Origin of the sequence: Hymenobacter glaciei (assembly GCF_039539585.1) — a bacterium.
Lineage (GTDB): Bacteria > Bacteroidota > Bacteroidia > Cytophagales > Hymenobacteraceae > Hymenobacter > Hymenobacter glaciei.
In genome coordinates this window covers 214,301-235,364 of sequence record NZ_BAABDK010000017.1, presented here as the reverse complement: position 1 = coordinate 235,364, position 21,064 = coordinate 214,301, and the positions used below count along the sequence as shown (strand labels likewise).

Genomic DNA, 21,064 nt, shown 5'->3' with positions numbered 1-21,064 from the left:
GGTAAATCAAAATGTAGGCGTACCAGAACACCGAAAAAGTTTCGTTTGCATGCCTCTCCAAAGCCTGCCGCTGCCCGGGGCCGAACTGCTGCTCGACTCTGTCTTCCTGCCCGCCGACGAAGCCAATGCACTGCTGGCTCAGCTCACCGCCGAGGCCGCTTGGGAGCAGCGCACCATTCGCTTGTTTGGGCAGGAGCTTCCGCAGCCCCGCCTCACGGCGTGGTATGGCGATGCAGACGCCCGCTATACCTACTCGGGGCTGGCCTGGGAGCCGCGCCCCTGGCTGCCCGCCCTAGCCCACCTGCGCCAGCGCCTCGAAGCCGCCACCGGCACCCGCTACAACAGTGTGCTACTAAACCTGTACCGCGACGGCCGCGACAGCATGGGCTGGCACGCCGACGACGAACCCGAACTCGGCCCCGCACCCGCCATTGCCTCGCTCAGCCTGGGCGCGGTGCGGCGCTTCCGGTTACGGCCCCGCCCGGGAGTACCCCACGCCCCGTTTGGTATTGATTTACCCAACGGCAGCTTGTTGCTCATGCGCGGCCCTACGCAGCAGCACTGGCAGCACGCCCTGCCCAAAACGGCCCGGCCTGTGGGCCCGCGCCTCAACCTCACATTTCGGTGGGTAAATACTGCCAAGCCAGGCTAGTACCGGATGCCGGGATGCCCGCACAGGCCTGGGCAATAGGTTTCGCCAACTTCGTAGTCGCCCACCCGCAGCACGGGCCGCACGGCAAAAGCCTTCGCCAGAGGCATTGAATAGGAAAAAGCGGGCGGCTCTTCGCTGGGAGAGGCGTGCAACTCCGCCATGATTAGCGAAGGCTTGGAGCGGCGGAGGATGTTACTAGCAGGCATGAGCAGGCAGGAGAGACGGCGGTGGGAATCGCCAACAACCCAACCCCGGACGGCCCGGTGGCATCAGGCTCATTTCAAGGAATGTACCAGCTTTTGAAACCGCCTCAGTAAGAATATTGATTTACTGCATTTTACTGCTGAGCTACAAGTCATGAAAAAAGCCCCGTCCAGCTACTGGACGGGGCTTTTCGCAAATAAACAGCCGGCTGCTTACTTAATATCGAACAGCAAGCCGAAATAGCCGAGGCGACCGTAGCTGGGCGCGCCGTATACCTGGAAGTTCTGGGCATCGAACAGGTTCGTAACGCCGGCCTGGGCCGTGAGGTGCAGAGACTTAATGAGGTAGCCTACCTGCGCATCCACCGTCTGAGCCTTGGATACGTTGCCGGTGGCAAAAGTCGACTCGTACAAGTAGGAATCAACCCAGCGGTAGTTCACATTGTAGCTCAGGGTGCGGTCCAAGGCTTGGCCATCGAAGCCGAGGTTGAACTTATGCTTGGGGGTGTTGAAGAACGACTGCGTGCCGGCCTTAAAGTCCTTCGTGATGAGGTCGTTGTAGCTGTAGTTGCCGTTCACCGTCAGGGCCGGGGCAAAAGCATAGCTCAGGGTGAGGCCCGCGCCTTGGCTCTGTACGCGCTGGTCGACGTTGGCCGCAATCTGAATAACGCGGGTCGGGAGCGTGGGGTTCTGGAAGCGGGCACCAGCTGCAGCACCAATCTGCGAGGCCGTAGGCCGGCTGCCGTCCACATTGCCGATGAAGTTCTGGGTGGCAATGAAGTTGTTGTACGTGTTGTAGTAGTAGTCGGCGTCGATGTACAGCTTCTTGGCAAGCTGGGCACGGTAGCCGAATTCCACGCTGTTCACTTCTTCCAGCTTCAGAGCCGGGCCGTTGTACTCGAAAGCAGCCAGTTCCGCCGAGCGGGACGGAGCCAGAATAGTTGGGTCGGTAGCTAGGCGGCCACCCAGTGCAGGCGTGTAGCCGAGGAAGCCCCCGCGCACGTTGCCGAGCAGAATAGCGCGACCTACGTCGAGCTTGATGTACTGGTCGTTCTGGGTAGGAGCACGGAAGGCGCGGCTATAGCTTACGCGGAAGTTCTGCAGCTTATCGGCCCCGAGCGAGTACACGGCCGATGCGCGCGGCGAAAACGCCGTACCGAAGTTCTTGAAGTTGTCGACACGGCCGGCGGCGGCCAGTTTCAGGTGGTCATCAAGCAGGGTTTTGCTGGCCTGAGCGTAGGCGCCGTACTCGTAGTTTTTGATGCGGTCGCCGTCTTTGGTATCCTCGAAAAGGCTGCCATCCGAACCCAGCAGGAACTGGCGGTAGGCCGCGCCCACCGTGACATCGGCAAACTCGTTTTTGAGCGTGTACTGGCCACTGCCCTCGTTCAAAATAGAGCGGAGCACCAGGCGGGCGCCCTGGCCCGGCGTCGAGTTGTGGATGATTTGGTTGCGGGCGGCGTCGAACTCAGGCGTGCCGGGCTTCAACAGGGGGGCATTGGCATCGGCGGCGGTGCGGGCTGACTGGGCAGCAGCATCAGCGTTGCGGCCGTTGGCGGTGAATGCCTGGTTGTACACGGCGGCATAAGTACCGAAGTACCGCTCGGCATAAGTGCCCGGGCGGGTACCACCGCTGCCGTTGGGAACGTTGAAGTTGGGGGCAATCTGCGTTTGTAGGAAAGCACCCAGGAAGCCCAGGTTATACGAACCATCAGTCTGAGGGTCGCGGCCGCCCGAATAGTCGTGCGTCGTAAAACCTCGCAGGAACCAGTTGTTGCCTTCGAGCTGTATCCGGCCCTGATGAGCACCGCTATTGACGAAGCGATAGCGGCTGGCGCTCTGGTAGGTGGTGGCGCCGTTGGTGTAGCGGTAGTCGATGGTGGCCTTGATGCGGTTGGTAACGAGTACCGACAGGCTAGGGGCAATTTTGTAGGAGTGCGTGGTGCTGTCGCCGGCTATAAGCTGCCGCTCGGAGTAGCCCGGCAGGAACACGGTTTTGCCCGCCAGCGCGCCGCCAGTGGCACCGAAAGTGTTGCCGATGTCGCCGTAGCGGCTCACCGCGTCGTAGCCTTGGTTCGAGCCCGCTACGTTGTTGGCCGGCTCAATCAGCGGCGAAGTGGCATCAAAGTTTGCCGCCAAAAAATCCGTAGCCCGAATAGCGCCACCCGAAATTTTAAAGGCAATGCGCTCACCGATTTTGGTGGCGTAGCGGAACTGGCCGTCGAGCATGTTGCGGTTGCCGGCGCGCACCCGCAAGGTCAGGCCGGGGTCACGGAACGGGTCCTTCGAGTTGGTAAGTAGCACGCCGTTGAAGGCGTTGGCTCCGTAGAGCGCCGAGGCTGGGCCGTGCACTATTTCCACGCTGGCTACATCAAGCATGGGCATGCCCAGCAGGTTACCGAAGTTGCTGCTTAGGCTGGGCAGTTGGGTATCCATGTAATCGGCCAGCTGAATGATGCGCTCGGAGCGCGACGAGTTGAAGCCGCGCGTACTGAAGCTGGCCGACAGCATGCTGGAGCTGCTTATATCGATGGCCTTAAAGCGGGCCATGCCCACAACCAGGTCGGGCGTGGTCAGTTGTTCTACCTGGCGTCGGTCGAGTTTTTCAACCGTTACCGGCACCTGGCCGATGTTCTCTTCCACACGGGAAGCCGCCACCACTACCTGGTCGAGCATGGCGCTGGGGCGCAGCGTCACAACCAGGGTGTTGTCGGGGCCCGCGATGGGCAATTCTTGGGTTTCGTAGCCAATAAAGGAGACCGAAAGAGTCTGAACGCCTTTCGAGAAATCACCTTTCACCTGAAACTGGCCTTCTTCGTTGGTACTGCTACCCGTGTAGGTACCCTTAAAGAAAACGGTGGCCCCCGGCAGGGGCGTGCCGGCCTCGGTTTGAACCGTGCCGCTTACGGCCTGCAGGCCCTGTGCGTAGCTACTTGCCGTTAGGCAGAAGCATAGGATAAAAAACGCGTAAATAGTGCGCATAAGGAAGAGAATAGGTTGTTGGAAACCCAAAGATACTCTTTATTTCCTATTGTCACTTTGCGTACTGTTTTCTTTTTTTTCTAAAAATTGGTCAAGATGAAGTCTTTGTTCAAGCCATTGATTGGCTATTTCATATTTATTAGTGCTAATATCGGATATGCGGGTGGCCCAGAATTCGGGGGTCTCCTTCCGGGCTTATTACAAATTCCCCAATTTGAATAGTTGGTGTGCTGCCGACCGGACCCCTCGGGCCAGCCACCTGAACACGCCACGTTGTTGCAGTAGGGTTGTTATTCGTTAACCAAGCCGCTGGAACAAGCGCCATCCCGCGCCGCAGTATGGCTGCTTGCCGCCACCGCGCCAAGCCAGTTCGGAAATCATGCGTTCGGGTCATGCTGCTGATTTATATCGGTTTAGTTCTAGTTTGACAAAGGTCTGGGTGTGGGTGCCCGTTACATAAAATTTACGACTAACTCGGCTGCTTCCCCGCCGAATAGCATCGCTCTCACGTTGATGAGTTGCCTTGGCGTCCGCCAGTGCGCAGAGGCGTAGTAGCTTCGCTGAGCATTTCGTTTTCCCATCCTCGCATGACCATGTCTTCCACTGCCTCGCCAACCTCGGCTCCCAGTTCTGTCACCATTATGGGCGCCGGGCTGGTGGGCTCGCTGCTCTCGCTGTACCTGGCCCGTCGGGGGCACACGGTGCAAGTATTTGAACGCCGCTCCGACCCACGCCGCGCCGATGCGCAGGAGGGCCGCTCCATCAACCTGGCTTTGTCGGACCGCGGTTGGAAGGCCCTGGCGGGCGTAGGCGTGGCCGATGACATTCGACAAGTAGGCATCCCCATGAGCGGCCGCGTGATGCACGACGTGCACGGCAGCCTCACGCGGCAGCCCTATGGCAAGGAAGGCCAGGCCATTTACTCCGTCAACCGGGGCCACCTCAACCGCCGGCTGCTCGACTTGGCCGAGGCGCAGGCGGGCGTGCAGGTGCGGTTTGGCCAGCAGTGCCTGGGCATCGATTTGAAGGCCAAGGAACTGCGCCTGCGCGACGCGGCAACCCACGAAGAGCACACCGAGCCCTACCGCCGCTTGTTTGGCACCGACGGAGCTTTCTCGGCCGTGCGCGCCGCTTTGCAGCGCACCGACCGGTTCGATTACTCGCAGGACTACCTCGACTACGGCTACAAGGAGCTGACCATTGCCGCCGGCCCTGGCGGCGCGTGGCAGTTCGAGAAGAACGCGCTGCACATCTGGCCCCGGGGCCAGTACCTGATGATTGCGCTGCCCAACCTCGACGGCTCGTTCAACTGCACCCTGTTTTTTCCCTTCGAAGGCCCCGAGAGCTTTGCTGCCTTGCAAACCCCGGCCGATGTGACCCGTTTTTTCGCCCGCGTTTTCCCGGATGCAGTGCCGCTGATGCCCGCCCTGACGGAAGAGTTTTTTGCGCATCCCACGGGCTCGTTGGTTACCGTGCGCTGCTTCCCGTGGAGGCACGGCGATGACGTGCTGCTGCTCGGCGACGCGGCCCACGCCATTGTGCCTTTCTACGGCCAGGGCATGAATGCCGGCTTCGAGGATTGCACCGTGCTCGACCAACTGCTCGCGCAGCATGCCGATGCCGACTGGGCCAGCATCTTCGCCGAGTTTCAAGCCCAGCGCAAGCCCAACAACGACGCCATGGCCGACTTGGCCATTTACAACTTCGTGGAGATGCGCGACCGCGTGGCCGACCCGCGCTTTTTGCTGCAGAAGAAGATTGAGGCAAAAATCTCGGCCCAGTTTCCTGGCCGTTGGGTGCCGCTGTACTCGCAGGTTACCTTCTCCGATACGCCCTACGCCGAAGCCTGGGCTGCCGGCCAGCGCCAGGATGCGATTATGGCGCGCCTCATGTCCCACATTCAGACCGAAGCCGATTATGAGCAGCCTGCCGTGCAGGAACTGGTGCAACAGGAGCTGGGCCAGCAGACCGGGCACTGAGGCTGCCCCGCTCGATAGCAGCGGTGGCAACTGGCACGGCGGACCCACGTGGCGGGCAGGGTAGGAATGGTGCAAGGGCAGCGGATTCTTCGGGTTGCAGAATGGCCGTCCCCACTAAAAAGGGGGGCTAAACCAATGGAGAAGCAGAAAAAATCGTTGAGTATCGGTTGCCGGGCGGCTTAAGAGAAGCGCCTAGAGGGTAGCTAGGCCGAGGCCATCGAGGGGCAATAAGGTACCTTCGAGCCGCTGGCGTAAGAGCACGTAGGTGCGCAGCTGGCTGGAAGCCAGTACCCGGCGCACGCTGGCCAGGTAACACGTCTGCGCATCCTGAGTATCCTTTTCGGAAGTGGCTAGCAATAAGGCCGAGCGCTCGGCTACGGTGCATTGTTGCAAGGCCATTTGCTGGGCAGTGCTCAAGCGAAGGGCATCGGCGAGGTAGCCCGTAATGCGCTGCACATCGTGTACGTGGCGCGAAAGGCTGGGGGTCGCGGTTTCGTTTTGTGTTTCGTCAATGGCCGTCGCAGGGTGCGATACCCATAATTGGGCCTGCGCTGGGCTGGCCGCAAAAGCCAACAGCGCAACCATAAAGCAGGCAATAACCCAACGAATAGGAGGCATCGGCTGTTGAATAAGAGGCAATAACAACGGGGTGATACTTGGCATGCCACAAATCTATATAAAAATCACCACATTGTTTTATCAAGAATAAATTTACTTCGCCGGCCGATGGCATAACTTGCCATCTGAACGGCTACTTTAGACCGACGAACGACCCATTTGGAGCCAGCTCCGAGCTGGCTATTCCCACCCGCTGCCCTATGCTTACCTGCGCTATAATCGACGACGACGAAATAAATCGCCTTACCCTAGAGCATTACGTGGAGCTAATGCCCAACCTAAAGTTGATGGCCTCGCTGGCCGACGGTTTGGCTGGTCTGGCGTTTTTTCGCGAAGGCAACCGTGTCGACGTGCTTTTTCTCGACATTGAGATGCCGCATCTGAGCGGGCTTGACTTGCTGCGCGTGCTGCCCAATCCGCCGGAGGTTATTATCACCACAGCGCGGCAGGATTTTGCCGTCGATGCCTTCGCGCTTCGCGTGACCGATTACCTGGTGAAGCCCTTTGAGTTTGCGCGCTTCACGCAGGCAGTAGAGCGCGTGAGCAGCCGCGTGAGCAGCACTGCGCCCGCGACGCCGCCGGCCGCCGAAGTGCCGACCCGCAGCGACCTGTTTGTGAAGGTGAACAGCCGCATGGTGCGCATCAATTTCGACGAAGTACTCTACGTAGAGGCCTTGTCAGACTACGTTAACATTGTGACCGATAAGCACAAGTACATTGTGTACACCACGCTCAAAGCGCTGGAAAGCCGCCTGGCCCCGTACATCAACTTTGTGCGGGTACACCGCAGTTACCTGCTCAACACGCAGCACATCGAGTCCATCGAGGATAACACGGCCAACCTGCACGGCGGGCACTTTGTGCCCATCGGCAAGTCGTATCAGGAGGGCTTCTACAAGAGCCTGCAGCGGATTTAAAGTGCCCACGACAAAGACCATGAAAAGGGCGCGGAAAGTATTCCGCGCCCTTTTCATACAAATGCAGTCTGCCGGATTAAGCTTGGCCCAGCAACTCCTGGGGGTTATACCAGCCCAGGCATTCGCTCGAAGCCGGTGCCGAGAATAGCCGTGTCATCCGCCCCAAGCCAGTCCTTCAGCACGCTGGCGTAGATGCTGCGGAAGTCGATTTGGTGGCGCAGGTCGCCCTGGTCGAGGTTGGCGAGGTCGGGCGCATGGTTGAGTACGCCTTTTTTCTGGAGTGCGCCGCCAGCCAGAAACACGTTGTTGGCCGTGCCGTGGTCGGTGCCGTTGCTGGCGTTCTGGCCCACGCGCCGCCCGAATTCGGAGAAAACCAGCACCAGCGTGTTGTTCCATTGGTCGTGCTGTCGCAAGTCGTCGGCCAGCGCCGCGAGGCCATCCCCGAGGTCGGTAAAAAGGCGCTGCTGCTGCTCGTGCTGGCGCACGTGGGTATCGAAGCCGCTCAGGGCCAGGTAGAATACCCTGGACTCTACACCGGAGTTAATCAGCTCGGCGGTGGTTTTCAGGTTTTTGCCGAAGTCAGAATTTGGGTAGGCCACCGTCGACTTGTAGATTTTCGATTTGTCGTAGAGGTAGTCGGCCGAAGAGGCAGTTTCGGCCAGCGTCTTGTAGAGGTAGTCGACCTGTTCCTGATGAGCGGGCGCGGTTTCCTGGCTCACCTTGCTAAGCAGCCGGTTTTGGGTGAGCTGGTGGAATTTGTCGGGCGTTTTCAGGGCGAGGCCTTTGCGCTGGCGACCTTTCAGGGCCAAGCTCAGGGTATCGTCGATTTCGAGAGCGTTGTAGGGGCGCTGGCAGTCGGCGCAGCTCGAATCGAGGTAGCGGCCCAGCCAGCCGGTGCTCACCACCTGGTCGGCGCCCGAGCCCGACTGCCAGATGTCCATCGAACGGAAGTGCGAGCGGTCGGGGTTGGGGTAGCCCACCGAGTTCAGCACGGCCAGCTGGCCCTGGTCGTAGAGGCCCTTCAACCCTTTTAGGGCTGGATGCAGGCCCAGGTCTTTTCCCAGGGCCAGAATACCCTCACTTTCCTTAATACCCAGCGTGGGCCGGGCTTTGTAATAGAGGTCGTTGCGGTAGGGGATTACGGTGTTCAGCCCGTCGTTGCCGCCGCCCAGCTGCACTACAATGAGGCGGCGCGCCCTCGCCGCATCGCGCAGGCCGGCCAGCCCCGGCCCCCGGTCGAGGGCATGCAGGAACTTGGGCACCAGCAGCAGCGTGCTAGCCAAGGCAGAGGTGCGCAGAAAATCGCGGCGGGAGGTAGGCATAATTGGAAAGGGATAGCGGAGCAAGAAGGAGAGGAAAGAAGAACGTCATGCAGAGCGCAGCGAAGCATCTCGCGTGTGTGAGTAATTCAATCGTTGAAAAAGAATTAGTGGTGGCCCGCGAGATGCTTCGCTACGCTCTGCATGACGGTCAGTTAACGCACCTACGCCAGCTGGTACTCGGGCAGGCTCAGCAGGCTAACCAGCGTGGTGCGCAGGGCGTCGGCGGGCTCTTTTTGCGCGGCGGCCTGCTGCACCAGGTGCAGGTTTTCGGGCCTGATGCTGGCCTGCAGCAAAAACGCGCTCAGCTTTTCCGGCTGCTGCGATGCGGGCGTAGCGCCAAGCAGCTGTTGCAACGGAGCCAGCGGCAGGTGAACCCCGACGCCGGCCTGTACGGTGCGCTGGGCTTTGGTTTGGTTGGGGTCGAGGTCGTTTTCGTCCTGCTTCAGGGCCACGGCAAACTCGGCGTTTTTGAACAGGATGGCCGGCAGCTGCAGGCGCAGCAGCAACGACGAAGAATCAATCCAGTTGCGGCCGCCGGGCCAGCCGGCCACGTTGGGCGGCTGAAACAGGGTTTGGCCCAGCGCGCGCTGGTAGCCCAGCAGCGGCTGTTCATTGTCGATTTTCAGGTTCAGGGAGCGGCGCAGGCCGGCCAGCAGCTCCACGGGGCTTTTGATGTGGGTGCCCACGTTGGCCGGCTCATAAAACCAGTCGGCCGAAAACATGCGCTCCAGCAGGTCGGCAATGTCGTAGCCGCTTTTGCGGAAGGCGGCAGCCAGCGGCTCGATGTGGGCCGGGTTGGGCACCTCATTCACGAAGAATCGGTAGATTTTCGTGGTCAGAAACGTGGCGGCGGCGGGCTGCTCCAGAATGATGCGCAGTACGTCTTCGCCCGTGAAGTTGCCGGTGCGGCCAAGGAAGTTCTTTGAGCCGGCGTCGTGGTCCCGCTCGCGGAACCGGAAGTTGCCCTGGTTGTCGTAGCCCCAGCCGGTGAAGGCGCGCGCGGCTTCTTTCACGTCGGTTTCGGTGTAGTTGCCGCGCCCGAGGGTGAACAGCTCCATCACCTCGCGGGCGAAGTTTTCGTTGGGGTGCTCCTTGCGGTTCTGCTGGTTGTTGAGAAACTGCAGCATGGCCGGCTCCCGGCTCACGGCCAGCAGCAAGTCGGGGAACTTGCCTAGGGCGTGCTGCCGGGTGGTGTTGTGCAAGCTGAGAGCCGGGCCGGGCTGGCGTACCCGACAGGCAAAGTGCCCGTGCCAGAACAGGGTCAGTTTCTCGCGCAGTTGAGCTGGCGAGTTGGCCATGCGGTTTATCCAGGCCGTGCTCATGTTGTTGAAGGCGTCGCGGATGCCCCGGTTCTGCATCTTGCGCTGCTCGGGCGTGAGCTCGGCGCGGCGCAGGCGCGGTACGCCCGCCGCCACCCCCGTTTTGAAGGCGGCGCGGGGCCGCATGGCAGCTACCGGAGCACCGGGCGCGGCCGGTTGGTCGGGCGTGGTTACCATGCCATTGGGCACGGGGTTGTTTTTCATCGTGGCCGGGTCGGCCATTACCGCGCCCTGCGGGTCGGTATCGTTTAGGTCGGCTCCTACCAGTGGCTCGTAGGTAGCCGAGTCGTGGAGCAGCTGGCGCAGGGCTTTGCGCGGGCTAAGGCCGGCGGCCACATCCTGCGGGCGCGGGCCGAAGCCGGCGCGCCAGTAGAGGTGTTGCAGTTGCAGGGTGCTGTTCATGTCTTTTCAGACGTGCGCAACCGGCCAGGGTTTAACAGTGGGGTGGGGGCTGCTTCCGGAACGGTCATGCTGAGCGCAGTCGAAGCATCTCTACCGCGCAAGTAATTCATTTACTACTGCGGTAGAGATGCTTCGACTGCGCTCAGCATGACGTTCTTTCATTCCTCATTCCTCATTCCTCATTTCTTATTAAGCCGAAGGCGTTAAAACCGGGCACCCAACACCACGGTCTTCTTGTATTCGCGCTTTTCGCCGCCATTGGCACGGAACAGCTCGACCAGCAGAATATAGTAGCCAACGGCCGCCTTGTGGCCCCGGTCGTCGACGCCGTCCCACTGCACGAAGCCGGTGGTGGGCAGGGTTTCGTTGCGCACAAGGTGGCGCGTGAGGCGGCCCAGGGCATCGTACACGGTAATAGTGGCTGCGTAGCCCGTGGCGTCGAGGTGGTAGTTGAGGGTGGCAAAATCCTGTTGGCCGTCGTCGTCGGGGGTGAATATTTCTGGCGTGATAGCCAGTTCCTGGTTGCCACCTACTTCGTCCTGGGCCTGCGAGTTGGGCCGGCCGGGCGTAGCGTAGCCTACCGCGCCGGCCGCCGAGTGGAAGTTGCTGCCGTTGCTGGGCCCGTTGGTCCGGATGCGTTCCAGCGAGACGCCATCCTGGGTGTTGAGCAGGCTCAGGTGCAGGTTTTTGCTATACGTAAACCGGTCAATTTCAAAGCCCCGGCCGTCGGCAATGATAACGGTGCCGGCATCGGGGAAAGCGGGCAGGCTGCTGATTTGCAGCAGGTTCACCGCGTCGCTGCTGCTAGGATACTGCGCCGTAATAATGGCCGTGCTGCTGGTGAAAGCCAGGAGCTGGCCCGGGCCCAGCACCACGGGCGCGCTGCCCAAAATGGCGTTGTCCACGCTACCGTCGGGCTTGAGATTGCCCAGCTGCCAGCCCTGCAGGTCGATGAACTTGGTGCTGCGATTGATGAGCTCAACGAAGCGCACGCCCCCGGTGCGGGGGTTGAACAGAATTTCGTTGATGACTACGTCGCCGCTCACCGCTACTTCAGGTAGGGCAAAAGTCAACGACTGCAATCGCCCGCTGGCGTTGCCGACGCAGTCGGTGGCTGTTTGCACGGCCAGGGTAGTGGGGCGGCTGGCTCCCAGGGCTGCACCCAGCGTCAGGTCGACCTGCCGAAAATCGGGACCTATTGGCGTGGCGCTGGTAATTGCGATGGTGGGCGAGAGCGTGTAGCGGCTAAGCGTAGCAGCCGAGGCGCTGTCGAGTTTTTCGGAGAAGTAAGCGCGTACGGTGGTGGCATTCAGGGCTAAGGCGCGGAGCAGGGTGGGGGCCAGGGCGTCGGTGTTGGCGGCGCGCACCGAGTTGGCGCGGCCGGGTGTGCCGCCGGTGGGGTCGGTGCTGGCCGTCCAGTTTTCGCCCCCGCCGCAGTAGTTGTTGGTGTCAATTATCTCCAGGCTCCAGCCGCCGTCTTTTTTCTTGGCATCGCGGTACCAGGCATCAGAATGCGAGACTTCGAACAGCGTGCGGCCGTCGCGCCCGCGCAGCACCAGCTGGTCGCCGCCATTGCTTAGCGAAGGGAAGTTGGTGGGGCCGTACACCTTGCCGTAGCTAGCGAACTGCAGCGTGCGCGTGCTGCCGCACACCACCGCGTACTGCCCGGGCAGCAGCTTGGCGGTGTCGGGGAAAACGGCGACGGTAGGGCTGCCGGCCTTGCCCAGGCGCACGCCGCGCAGGCTCAGGGTTTTGGTGGCGCTGCGGTTATAAATCTCAATGTATTCCGAGAGTGGTAGCCCGACCTGCGGCGTTTCATCGGCGAAAATTTCGCTGATAATCAGCTCGCCCACGGCCGGAACCGCCGGCAGCGCCGTGAAGGGGGCCGTGAGTGGCCCGGCCGCCACGTTGCCGTAGAGGTCGGCAATGGCGCGGGCTTCCACCGTACTCTGCGCGGCAAAATCGGCGCCGAAGGTGAGGCGCACGCCGGCCGGGTTAGTAGCCAAAACCTGCGCTGCAACAGGTACCGCGCCGCTTTGCAGGCGATAGTTGGCGGCCAGGCCCGCACTGGCCGCGCTCACCGGCTCGTTAAACAGCAGGTCGATCTGCCGCGCATCAACGGGCACGGCGCGCACGAGCAGCGGCGCGGTGGCATCGGTTACGGCAAAGTCATCGAAGGCAAACTTGGTATTGTTGGTAGCGGAATAGAGCAGCGACACGCCGATGGCCACGCTGCGCTGGTAGGTGGCGTCGGTGGGTTGGGCGGCCTCGGCCACGAACGTGCGGCCTCCGGTGAGGTCGCGCTCCAGCGTCCAGCGGTTGGCGGTGGTGCGCGTCACGCGCACCCGCACCAGGTTGTTGGTGGTGCTGGCCAGCGTGCCGTTCAGGCCATCGATGACGAGTACAGCGGCTTTGGTGGAGTCCTTCCGGAAGAGGCTCACTTCATCGTCGGTGCCGCCGAGGCGCACGAAATAGCCGGTGTTGTTCGGGGTTTTGAGGTCGGGCTGGGTGGCCAGCAGCCACACGTCGGCCAGGTTGCCCGAGCTGGTGGCAAGCTTCAGGTTGGCCCAGAACTCCCACACCGTGCCAATGTTGGCCTGGCTGGGCGTGCTCAGGGCAATTTGGGTGCCGGTGGTGGCGGGGCCGTTGCTTTGCAGCTGCTGGCCTACTACTTGAAAACTGGCCGCGTCGCCCGTCCAGGTAGGATTCGCGGTGAAGTTGCCGTCGGCGAAGGCATCGACTACCTGCGCCTGGGCCAGGGCGGGCAGCAACAGCAGCAGAAGCAGGTATAAGTGTTTCAACCGAAAGGACGCGATAAAGTGAATAAGCGAAAATCAAGAAGCGGGGTCTAAAGTAATCCATTTTTGGCGACATTTGCGAATGTGTGCGCAGTGGCGTACCTGTTTAATTTTCTGCTTTTTCCATGAAAATTGCTGTTGTGGGTGCCACCGGACTGGTGGGCACCGAGATGTTGAAAGTGCTGGCCGAGCGCCGGTTCCCCCTCACCGAGCTGCTGCCCGTGGCTTCTGCCAAATCGGTTGGACAAGAAGTTGAATATCAGGGCAAGAAATACCCCGTGGTGAGCATGGACGACGCCATCGCGGCGCGGCCTGATTTCGCCATTTTTTCGGCTGGCGGCTCTGTAAGTAAAGAGCACGCGCCGCGCTTTGCCGCTGTAGGCACCGTGGTTATCGACAACTCTTCGGCCTGGCGCATGGACCCCACCAAGAAGCTGGTGGTGCCCGAGCTGAACGCCGATACCATCGGGCCCGACGATAAAATCATTGCCAACCCCAACTGCTCCACCATTCAGATGGTGGTGGCGTTGAACGACTTGCACAAGCGCTACCGGGTGCGCCGCATTGTGGTGAGCACCTACCAGAGCGTGACCGGCACCGGCAAAAAAGCTGTGGACCAACTGCTGGAAGAGCGCGCCGGCCGCACCGCCAGCAACCCCGCCTACCCGCACCCCATCGACCTGAACGTGCTGCCCCACATCGACGTGTTCGAGCCCAACGGCTACACCAAGGAGGAGTTGAAAATGGTGAACGAGACCAAGAAAATTATGGGCGACGACAGCATCCGGGTGACGGCCACCTGCGTGCGCATCCCGGTAATGGGTGGGCATTCAGAGTCCATCAACGTGGAGTTTGCCGAGGAGTTTGACCTGGCCGAGGTGCGCGAAATCCTGGCCAACACGGCCGGTGTGGAGCTGGTGGATGACCCCTCGACTAACACCTACCCCATGCCCAAGGACAGCCACGGCAAGGATGCCGTGCTGGTGGGCCGCCTGCGCCGCGACGAAACCCAGCCCAAAACCCTGAACATGTGGGTAGTGGCCGACAACCTGCGCAAAGGCGCCGCCACCAACGCTGTGCAGATTGCCGAGTACCTGGCCGGCAAGCTGGCCCTGAAGGCATAAGCCGGGCAGTTAGTGCACTAAAAGGAACCGTGCTTTTCCTGATAACCACCCTTACTCTACCCCGATGAAACCCATTCTGTTGAAGATGCTAGCGGCCGGAGTGCTGCTGTTTGCCAACCAAGCTGCGCGCGCACAGCAGCAATCAAGTCCTGCAGAGCCAGTATACGTGGTGGTTGATAAGATGCCGCGCTTTAAAAGCGCCGATTCCACTTCTGTCTCGATGCTTGATTACTTGAGCCGTACTACGCGGTATCCGGTGGGGGCGCTTCGGGACGGGGCTACTGGGCGGGTATACGTCAGCTTTGTAGTGAACAAGAACGGAGCAGTCGAGCAGGTTAAAGTTGTGAAAAAGGGGCACGTGGAATTAAATAAAGAAGCCCTGCGGGTGGTCAGTGAGATGCCTCGTTGGGAAGTGCCTGCCCAGAAAGACGGGCAACCGGTCAGTACGGCATTCACTGTGCCCATCACGTTTAATATGCGTATTGCAACGCCAGCCGACATGCAAGCCATGCAAAACCAGCGTCAGGCAGCGGTGCTAAAGCAATTCGCGGATGCCCGGACGGTATTGTCGTCGCCGGTTGCTGCCAACGAAACGGCGGCCGTTTTTCTGGCCGACCCGCTGGGTGCGGTACATTACTTGTCCCAGCAAGTGCAATACCCACCACAAGCCCGCCGGGCACAGCAGCAAGGAGTGGTATTGGTTGATTTTGTGATTGGTAGTGATGGCAAGGTGACCGACGCGCGCGTTGCAAAGGGCATCTCTCCAGCCCTTGACAGCGAGGCCTTACGGGTCGTGTCAGCAATGCCACCTTGGCAGCCTGCTACCCGCGAAGGCCAGCCGGTGGCACTACCGATGGCAGCGGTGCCAGTTGCTTTCAAGCTCAAATGATGCGTGCGACAATTGATGACGCATCGCTGTAACCGCTGCAGGGTTTAGGCATTGAATGGCAGCACACAACTTTGCAGAATCATGGGGCCATTAACGCGAGGGGTTTGCTTAGCATGGCTGATATTTGGGCCATTGTTGGTCCGGGCGCAAGTCCTGCACGGCCGCGTGCTCGATGCCGAAACCCAGCAGCCCATCCCGAACGCGCAGGTGGGTGTGGCCGATAACCGCCTCGGCACCAGCACCAACGATGATGGGCGCTTTGTGCTCAGTATTCCGCCGGCCTACCAAGCTGCGCGCCTGACGGTGGCGTTGCTCGGCTACCGCAGCCACACCCAGGCGCTGCCGCCGCTGCCCGGCCCGGAGCTGCGCATCGAGCTAAAAATAAGCCCGGCCGCGCTGGGCGAAGTGCAGGTAACGGGCTTGGTAGAAGGCATCGTGCGCGAGGCCGTGGCGCGCATTCCGCGCAACAACCCGGCGCGGGCCACTCAACTTACGGGCTTCTACCGCGAGTCGGACAACGACACCATCGGTCGGCCCCGCTACCTGGTGGAGGGCCTGCTGACGGTTTTCAAGCCCGATTACCGGCAGCCCGGCGATGATGGCGACGTGCAGATTCGGCAGGTGCGCAAGGTGGACCTGCGGCCGGCCGGGCAGGCGGTGCGCATCGACTGGGCGGGTGGGCCATTCATTGCGCAGTTCGGCGATTTTGTGCACCGCCGTGCGCAGTTCATCAACCCCAGGCATTTTCGCGATTATGCCTACCGCCTCGGGCCGGGGAGCAGCTACGCCGGCCGGGCGGTGTACGTGGTGGCGTTTGGGCCGCGCAAAGGCAATAGCCGCGCCGACTGCGAAGGGCAGCTATACATCGACCAGGCCAGTTATGCTTTTCTGGGCGCCGAGTGGCACTACACCGCCGGCGGGCTGCGCCGGGCGCGTCACAGCGGGGCCAGTTCCCGCCAGCTGCGGGTGGCCTACCAGCCCTACGCCGGCCGCTGGCACCTGAAAACCGTGTGGTGGCAAACCCAGGCCCGGCTGCCCATTGGGCCCCCGCTCAACTACTTCGGCGAGTTTCTGACCACGGCCATTGATACCGCCCAGGTAGCCCGGCCCGGGTATGTGGAACGGGCGCAGACGCACGACGTTTTTCTGCGCACCACCGTGGCCTACGACTCGGCGTTCTGGGCGGGGCAAACCACGCTGCTGCCACCCGCGGCCCTGCGCCAGGCCCTGCTCGACCAGCCGCGCCAGCAACGGGCCGACTCGTTGTTTCGAAGACGCCGGACCGGGGCCGATTCCAGCACGGTAGGGCCAGCTGCCCGGCCCACGCCCCGCGAATCGGGGCGGCTGGGTTTCCTGGGTCGCCTCAGCTTCGGGGCGGCAGTGGGCCTCTTCCCGCTGGCTGGCGCTGGCGGCGAGTTGGCGGTGAGATACACCCCGGCGGGTTCTGGCTTTGCGCTGCGGGGCACGGCCGCGGTAGCTACGCCCGGGCCAGCGCTGGCCACCAGCTTCGACTATCAGTTTGTGCTTACAAAAACGCTGGCGCTACGCTTGGTCACGACGTGGCTGCATGGGCAGTTTGAAGGGGAGGGATGGCAACTAGGGGCGAATTACCAGCGCAACCTGCGGCCGGGCCACCGCCCGCTCTATGGCCGCGCCGGCCTGGCCTACATCCGCCAAACGGTGGCCTACCCCGTGGGCACCTTCGACAACCCCGACGATGCTCTGCGCGTGGCTGGCACCAAACTCGGGGCCGACCGCCTCAGCGCCCGCCTGCAAACCCTGACCGAAGCCGTGTTGCCCACCCTCGGCCTTGGCCTGGAGCTAACCCACCAGTTCGAGCTGGTAGCAGATGCCGGCTACCTGCTGCATCTGCGCACCCGCGCCCAACTGCAGCTCGATGAGGAGAGTGGCTTCTTTCTTACGCGCAGTTCGGCTACCATCAACCTGCCCAACGCCGACGTGGACCTGCGCGTGAACAACCAGCCCACAGCCACCCTGCCGTGGCAGCCGCAGCATTGGCTGCTGAGCGTGGGGCTGCACTACCGGCTGCGGCCATAGCCGCCCGGCGAGCGGCGGGCTGGTTGCGTATGCGGTTTCGAGCCCGCCACTCCCGCCCATTCGCTGAGTATATACTCTCCACTTATGCTTATGCCTGCCACGCTGCCCGCCGTCTTCTTCCAGCGCCCCGATGTGTTGGCTATTGCCCGCGAACTGCTGGGCAAGCACCTCTTCACACACATCGACGGTGTTGTTACCGCTGGCCGTGTTGTGGAAACGGAGGCCTACCGGCACGAGGGCGACAACTCGCTCATGATGCACCTGCAGCGCAAGCGCCACCAAGCGCAGGGCCTGCACATGCCCGGCGGCCACGCCTACATCTACACCGTGTATAACCGCCACGCGCTGTTCAACATTGCCACCCACGACGCCGCCCATCCCGACGCCGTCCTCATCCGGGCCATCGAGCCCATTATTGGAGTTGAAGCAATGCTCCACCGGCGCGGGCTAGCAACCCCCGTGCGGGCCCTCACCGCCGGGCCGGGCGTGCTCTCGCAGGCACTGGGCATCACGCCCGCGCTGAGTGGCGAGTTGGTAACGGGGCCGACCATCTGGTTTGAAGACCACGGCGAGCCGGTTTCGGCCGCCGCTGTCGTGGCTAGCGCCCGGGTGGGGCTGGCCTACGCGGGCGAGGAAGCGGCTGGGCTGCCCTGGCGGTTTCGGGTAGGGGATAGCAAGTGGACGAGCCCGGCGAAGTGAAGGGCCGCGCTGCATGTACAAGGGCAGAAAAGTGCGTTCTTCGGCGTAACCGTAGATTGCAAAACTCAAGTCCGTGTCCCTAGTTGTCAAAGTTGGAGAGCAGGATGGTTTAGGCGCCTTTGGCATCGTTCATCACCATTTCGTTGCCCCCGGCCGTTTGCAAGCCCTTCAGGTGGTTGTCGGCCGTCGTGTATTTGGCTCCCTGCGCGTTCTGGGGGTGGACCAGGTTGCCTAGCACCACCGGGAAGTTGGCCTGCCTGTGCTCGTTGTGTACTAGCACCTGCAAGCTCATCTACGGCGTGAAATATTGCTTTTTATCCAGGCACTCAGCCTTATGATACGAATAGTTTTTTAGTAGGTTTTATTGCTACGAACAGCCCCGTGGTCGTACACCATCTCGGACTTGATTGCGCCATCAGGGCTATATTCTATGCGGGCACCCTGTAGCTGACCATCAACTAGCGAGTATACTGTTTTAATCTTACCTGAAGGATAGAATGATTTCCAGATACCCGTTCCTTTCCGAAAGGCGGTGCGATAGCGAATAGTTTTGTTTCGATTGAATACAATAAATTCCCCGTTTAATAGCCCATTTTTGTATGTTTCACTATAAGGCAACCCATCAGCAGTTAATAAAAATTCTGTTTTCCACACGCCCTGTTTAAGTCCTTTGTTTAAAACACCTTCTTCAAAATAATAAGGTGATTTATCGAGTACATCATCCGGTTGACGGTCTATGCTATAAAGAATCCTATAATAACCATTAAGCACGCCATGTTTATTTTTATAAAGGAGGGGGTTAACTGAGTCAGAGCAATTATCTTCCGAGTTTAGCAGAGTAATTGTTTTGGGAGACTTTGGTGGGGCCACAAGATGTGGGTGAGGGGAAACTGCTTTCTTTATTTTAGCGGATTGGCTGAACGCCACGAAAGGGAAAAAGCCACTTGCCGCTAAACAGAACCCTAAACAGATGAGATTGAATGAGTACATAAGTGATTTAGCTCCCATAATATCGGATTACATCATTTTGCATGATTTTCCATTGCCAATGAAAGAAGTAGGCTCTGGTGGCAACATAATCCATAAAGTTTTGTGTAACCCCGCTACCAAACTTAAAGGGATTAGCCGCGTAGGCCTGTATTTCCTGTTTATTACTGGCGATTTGGGCCTGAGCTTGCATTATGGTTTTCTCATTTTGCGCAACTGCTTTTCTCTCCGCTTCCAAAGCGTCCTGGGCGACTTTTTGCTCAGCGGAACCACTTGGACTATTAGCTATTTGAGCTTGAAAATATTTTATTCGGGCAGTGTATGCGATTCTAGCTTTTATGTCGAGTGCTAAGACGCTTTTATTACCTAAAATATTAGCTTTTCTGGCGCTCAAATCTGCCTTGTCCTCTACTCCCAGAAAAGTGTGGTCAAGTCCCAGCGTATGTCCAATTTCATGGGCATAACTCGACTCCTTTTTTAGATTCGTTTCGTAAATAATGATACCCCTGGCATTGACCGGCCGAACCTGGCTGACGCCTCCCTCGTGGTCCGCTGGATTTTTGCGAATATCCGTCACCACTAGCACTATCCCCCGGAATGGAACGGTGCCGCTGGCTTCGTACTTTGCCCGGTAGTCGGCCATGACTTTTTCTAAAAAAAGCGTCTTGGGTATACCAACGTAATCGGTATACCACATGTTAGCCACGTCGTAGTATTTGCCAGCCCATTCCGTCTCCTTGAAGACAAGTTGATACGTTTGGCTGGTCCTTTCAAAAAAGGTTTGAATATTTGCTTGGTTGAGGGAGTTCTCATTCAGGTACTGAGAAAGATTGAGTCCGGCGAAGGTGCTTTGCAGCGCGCTCAGGTTGGTCGAAGATGCCGCGCCGTCTTTCACCAAGTATACGACCCGGATGGGTAATTGATGGATTTTGGTATTGCTCACCACATTAAGTTGACCGGCCAAGTTGCCGTTCTTGTCCAGTACACACAGGGAGGTGTCCGAGCAGGCTTTTATACACTTAACCGTGATATCCACAACCTGTGGTGCCTTCTCGCTGCTGCCGGCACTGGGCGTAATCCGGATGGCCTCGTTCACCTGGCCATTGACCGTGACCTGGTAGTTGGTGTGGGCATCAAACGTAAGGTAGTCGCCGTTGCAGGGATTGGCGTTGAGCGCTTCGATGTGCAACTGCAGCTTTGCCTCCTGCCCGGGCAAGAGCGACAACCAGGCAGGATAATAATCTTCAGAATAGACGGTTACGCGGGGGTATTTGTCTTGAAGCTTCTGCTTGAGGTGGGCGTCCAGGCCCACGGACAAATACTGTTGCTTGTGCGCATCGAAGCAGTATTCAAAGTTAGCAATGGGCAGCCCCATTACTTCGGTTATTTCATCGTTGAGTTGGTTTGGAATCATCTTCCAGTTCATCCAGTCAAAGCCATATTCCCCATTATAAGGCGTTCCGCGCACAAACTTGGCCCAGCAAAGCAGGTCGGGCGACGTCGTCGGGGTGGTCGTAGCCGGGGCGCTCGCGCCCGTGCTTGTCCGACCCGGTAGCCGGACTACTGTTGGCTGAACCATTTGGGAAGAGTTAGCTTGGGGCGAAGGGGCAGGGGTAAAACCTAGGGCGTCGGGATAAACAGCAGGCTGCATAGTGGGTGAAGCAAGAAACGAAAAAAAGGCACTTGATAAGAACGTGTGCGGACCTTTAAGTATCTCTCAACCCAGTTGGCCAGAATCTAAAAAGGTGATACGGCCGCCAATTGCACACATAATGAACGAGCAGTCCAACAGTGCGGGGCGGCCGGCCACGTCCACGCTGGTTTGCACGTCCAGCCATTGCAAGGGCCGGCACGTGAGCAGGCACGGCTTCTGGGTAACGGCGCACACCCCAAAATTGAGTTGGTTGACAATCGGGTCGCGGTCGTTCGTGTTGCACCACGGCTTACCCGCCAAAGTAGGCGTGCGGGGCGGCACGGAAAGGGGACACGGCTGTGCCCCCTTGTCGCAGCGCAACAGGGCGCCGGCCCGGATGTAATCGTGGGAAGAGGTGCTCTCTGGCATGGTCAAAGTAGATAAGATTGAAGAAACCGTGGGTGCAATAAATTATTGCTCCT

Annotated in this window: 16 protein-coding genes; 7 read left to right on the top strand and 9 right to left on the bottom strand. The window is 59.9% G+C overall.

The genetic code is table 11. The features are described 5' to 3' along the window. Positions 1 to 49: 49 nt before the first annotated feature. The gene (locus ABD837_RS11765) at positions 50 to 652 is read left to right on the top strand and encodes an alpha-ketoglutarate-dependent dioxygenase AlkB family protein (protein ID WP_345054494.1); all 603 of its coding nucleotides are present in this window, start codon (positions 50 to 52) and stop codon (positions 650 to 652) included. A 416-nt stretch (positions 653 to 1,068) separates the two neighbouring features. On the opposite strand, the gene ABD837_RS11760 is transcribed toward ABD837_RS11765, so the two are convergent. Further along, a complete protein-coding gene (locus ABD837_RS11760) occupies positions 1,069 to 3,837 on the bottom strand; it encodes a TonB-dependent receptor (RefSeq protein WP_345054491.1) in 2,769 nt (922 codons plus the stop codon). Between the two features lie 587 nt (positions 3,838 to 4,424). On the opposite strand from ABD837_RS11760, the gene ABD837_RS11755 reads away from it, so the two are divergent. After that, positions 4,425 to 5,816, top strand: a complete 1,392-nt coding sequence (locus tag ABD837_RS11755) for an FAD-dependent oxidoreductase (protein ID WP_345054489.1) — start codon at positions 4,425 to 4,427, stop codon at positions 5,814 to 5,816. 192 nt (positions 5,817 to 6,008) lie between these two features. Here ABD837_RS11755 and ABD837_RS11750 read toward each other — a convergent pair whose 3' ends face one another. Further along, positions 6,009 to 6,434: a hypothetical protein gene (locus ABD837_RS11750; protein WP_345054486.1), complete on the bottom strand. Its 426-nt coding sequence runs from the start codon at positions 6,432 to 6,434 to the stop codon at positions 6,009 to 6,011. 200 nt (positions 6,435 to 6,634) lie between these two features. Here ABD837_RS11750 and ABD837_RS11745 point away from each other — a divergent pair, with 200 nt between their 5' ends. Beyond that, complete coding sequence (locus tag ABD837_RS11745; RefSeq protein ID WP_345054483.1) at positions 6,635 to 7,351, top strand: LytR/AlgR family response regulator transcription factor; 717 nt, start codon at positions 6,635 to 6,637, stop codon at positions 7,349 to 7,351. A 104-nt stretch (positions 7,352 to 7,455) separates the two neighbouring features. On the opposite strand, the gene ABD837_RS11740 is transcribed toward ABD837_RS11745, so the two are convergent. The 3 genes from ABD837_RS11740 to ABD837_RS11730 form a co-directional block, all read right to left on the bottom strand. After that, positions 7,456 to 8,673: a DUF1501 domain-containing protein gene (locus ABD837_RS11740; RefSeq protein WP_345054480.1), complete on the bottom strand. Its 1,218-nt coding sequence runs from the start codon at positions 8,671 to 8,673 to the stop codon at positions 7,456 to 7,458. 161 nt (positions 8,674 to 8,834) lie between these two features. Beyond that, the gene (locus ABD837_RS11735) at positions 8,835 to 10,394 is read right to left on the bottom strand and encodes a DUF1800 domain-containing protein (RefSeq protein WP_345054478.1); all 1,560 of its coding nucleotides are present in this window, start codon (positions 10,392 to 10,394) and stop codon (positions 8,835 to 8,837) included. Positions 10,395 to 10,597: 203 nt separating this feature from the next. After that, on the bottom strand, positions 10,598 to 13,195 hold the full coding sequence (locus tag ABD837_RS11730; protein ID WP_345054476.1) for a lamin tail domain-containing protein: 2,598 nt from the start codon (positions 13,193 to 13,195) through the stop codon (positions 10,598 to 10,600). Positions 13,196 to 13,317: 122 nt separating this feature from the next. On the opposite strand from ABD837_RS11730, the gene ABD837_RS11725 reads away from it, so the two are divergent. From ABD837_RS11725 to ABD837_RS11710, 4 genes are all read left to right on the top strand, one after another. Beyond that, a complete protein-coding gene (locus ABD837_RS11725) occupies positions 13,318 to 14,316 on the top strand; it encodes an aspartate-semialdehyde dehydrogenase (RefSeq protein WP_345054475.1) in 999 nt (332 codons plus the stop codon). Positions 14,317 to 14,380: 64 nt separating this feature from the next. Beyond that, on the top strand, positions 14,381 to 15,205 hold the full coding sequence (locus ABD837_RS11720) for an energy transducer TonB (RefSeq protein ID WP_345054472.1): 825 nt from the start codon (positions 14,381 to 14,383) through the stop codon (positions 15,203 to 15,205). Positions 15,206 to 15,340: 135 nt separating this feature from the next. Next, the gene (locus ABD837_RS11715; protein ID WP_345054469.1) at positions 15,341 to 17,263 is read left to right on the top strand and encodes a carboxypeptidase-like regulatory domain-containing protein; all 1,923 of its coding nucleotides are present in this window, start codon (positions 15,341 to 15,343) and stop codon (positions 17,261 to 17,263) included. A 90-nt stretch (positions 17,264 to 17,353) separates the two neighbouring features. Next, positions 17,354 to 17,962, top strand: coding sequence for a DNA-3-methyladenine glycosylase (locus tag ABD837_RS11710; protein WP_345054467.1), 609 nt, complete (start codon positions 17,354 to 17,356; stop codon positions 17,960 to 17,962). Positions 17,963 to 18,071: 109 nt separating this feature from the next. Here ABD837_RS11710 and ABD837_RS11705 read toward each other — a convergent pair whose 3' ends face one another. The 4 genes from ABD837_RS11705 to ABD837_RS11690 form a co-directional block, all read right to left on the bottom strand. Beyond that, positions 18,072 to 18,254 carry a hypothetical protein gene (locus tag ABD837_RS11705; RefSeq protein ID WP_345054464.1) on the bottom strand — a complete coding sequence of 61 codons (183 nt, stop codon included), beginning with the start codon at positions 18,252 to 18,254 and terminating at the stop codon, positions 18,072 to 18,074. Between the two features lie 59 nt (positions 18,255 to 18,313). After that, the gene (locus tag ABD837_RS11700; RefSeq protein WP_345054461.1) at positions 18,314 to 18,970 is read right to left on the bottom strand and encodes a toxin-antitoxin system YwqK family antitoxin; all 657 of its coding nucleotides are present in this window, start codon (positions 18,968 to 18,970) and stop codon (positions 18,314 to 18,316) included. Next, on the bottom strand, positions 18,960 to 20,600 hold the full coding sequence (locus ABD837_RS11695) for a hypothetical protein (protein WP_345054458.1): 1,641 nt from the start codon (positions 20,598 to 20,600) through the stop codon (positions 18,960 to 18,962). The genes ABD837_RS11700 and ABD837_RS11695 overlap by 11 nt, the downstream gene beginning before the upstream one ends. A gap of 66 nt (positions 20,601 to 20,666) precedes the next feature. Continuing rightward, positions 20,667 to 21,011, bottom strand: coding sequence for a DUF4280 domain-containing protein (locus tag ABD837_RS11690; RefSeq protein ID WP_345054454.1), 345 nt, complete (start codon positions 21,009 to 21,011; stop codon positions 20,667 to 20,669). Between the last annotated feature and the right edge of the window lie 53 nt (positions 21,012 to 21,064).

Excerpts from the sequence above, each read along its gene's own strand:
- ABD837_RS11710 (WP_345054467.1), top strand. The coding sequence starts at position 17,354 with ATGCCTGCCACGCTGCCCGCCGTCTTCTTCCAGCGCCCCGATGTGTTG.
- ABD837_RS11760 (WP_345054491.1), bottom strand. The coding sequence starts at position 3,837 with ATGCGCACTATTTACGCGTTTTTTATCCTATGCTTCTGCCTAACGGCA.
- ABD837_RS11750 (WP_345054486.1), bottom strand. The coding sequence starts at position 6,434 with ATGCCTCCTATTCGTTGGGTTATTGCCTGCTTTATGGTTGCGCTGTTG.
- ABD837_RS11740 (WP_345054480.1), bottom strand. The coding sequence starts at position 8,673 with ATGCCTACCTCCCGCCGCGATTTTCTGCGCACCTCTGCCTTGGCTAGC.
- ABD837_RS11735 (WP_345054478.1), bottom strand. The coding sequence starts at position 10,394 with ATGAACAGCACCCTGCAACTGCAACACCTCTACTGGCGCGCCGGCTTC.
- ABD837_RS11700 (WP_345054461.1), bottom strand. The coding sequence starts at position 18,970 with ATGGGAGCTAAATCACTTATGTACTCATTCAATCTCATCTGTTTAGGG.
- ABD837_RS11720 (WP_345054472.1), top strand. The coding sequence starts at position 14,381 with ATGAAACCCATTCTGTTGAAGATGCTAGCGGCCGGAGTGCTGCTGTTT.
- ABD837_RS11705 (WP_345054464.1), bottom strand. The coding sequence starts at position 18,254 with ATGAGCTTGCAGGTGCTAGTACACAACGAGCACAGGCAGGCCAACTTC.
- ABD837_RS11755 (WP_345054489.1), top strand. The coding sequence starts at position 4,425 with ATGACCATGTCTTCCACTGCCTCGCCAACCTCGGCTCCCAGTTCTGTC.
- ABD837_RS11725 (WP_345054475.1), top strand. The coding sequence starts at position 13,318 with ATGAAAATTGCTGTTGTGGGTGCCACCGGACTGGTGGGCACCGAGATG.
- ABD837_RS11745 (WP_345054483.1), top strand. The coding sequence starts at position 6,635 with ATGCTTACCTGCGCTATAATCGACGACGACGAAATAAATCGCCTTACC.
- ABD837_RS11690 (WP_345054454.1), bottom strand. The coding sequence starts at position 21,011 with ATGCCAGAGAGCACCTCTTCCCACGATTACATCCGGGCCGGCGCCCTG.
- ABD837_RS11765 (WP_345054494.1), top strand. The coding sequence starts at position 50 with ATGCCTCTCCAAAGCCTGCCGCTGCCCGGGGCCGAACTGCTGCTCGAC.
- ABD837_RS11695 (WP_345054458.1), bottom strand. The coding sequence starts at position 20,600 with ATGCAGCCTGCTGTTTATCCCGACGCCCTAGGTTTTACCCCTGCCCCT.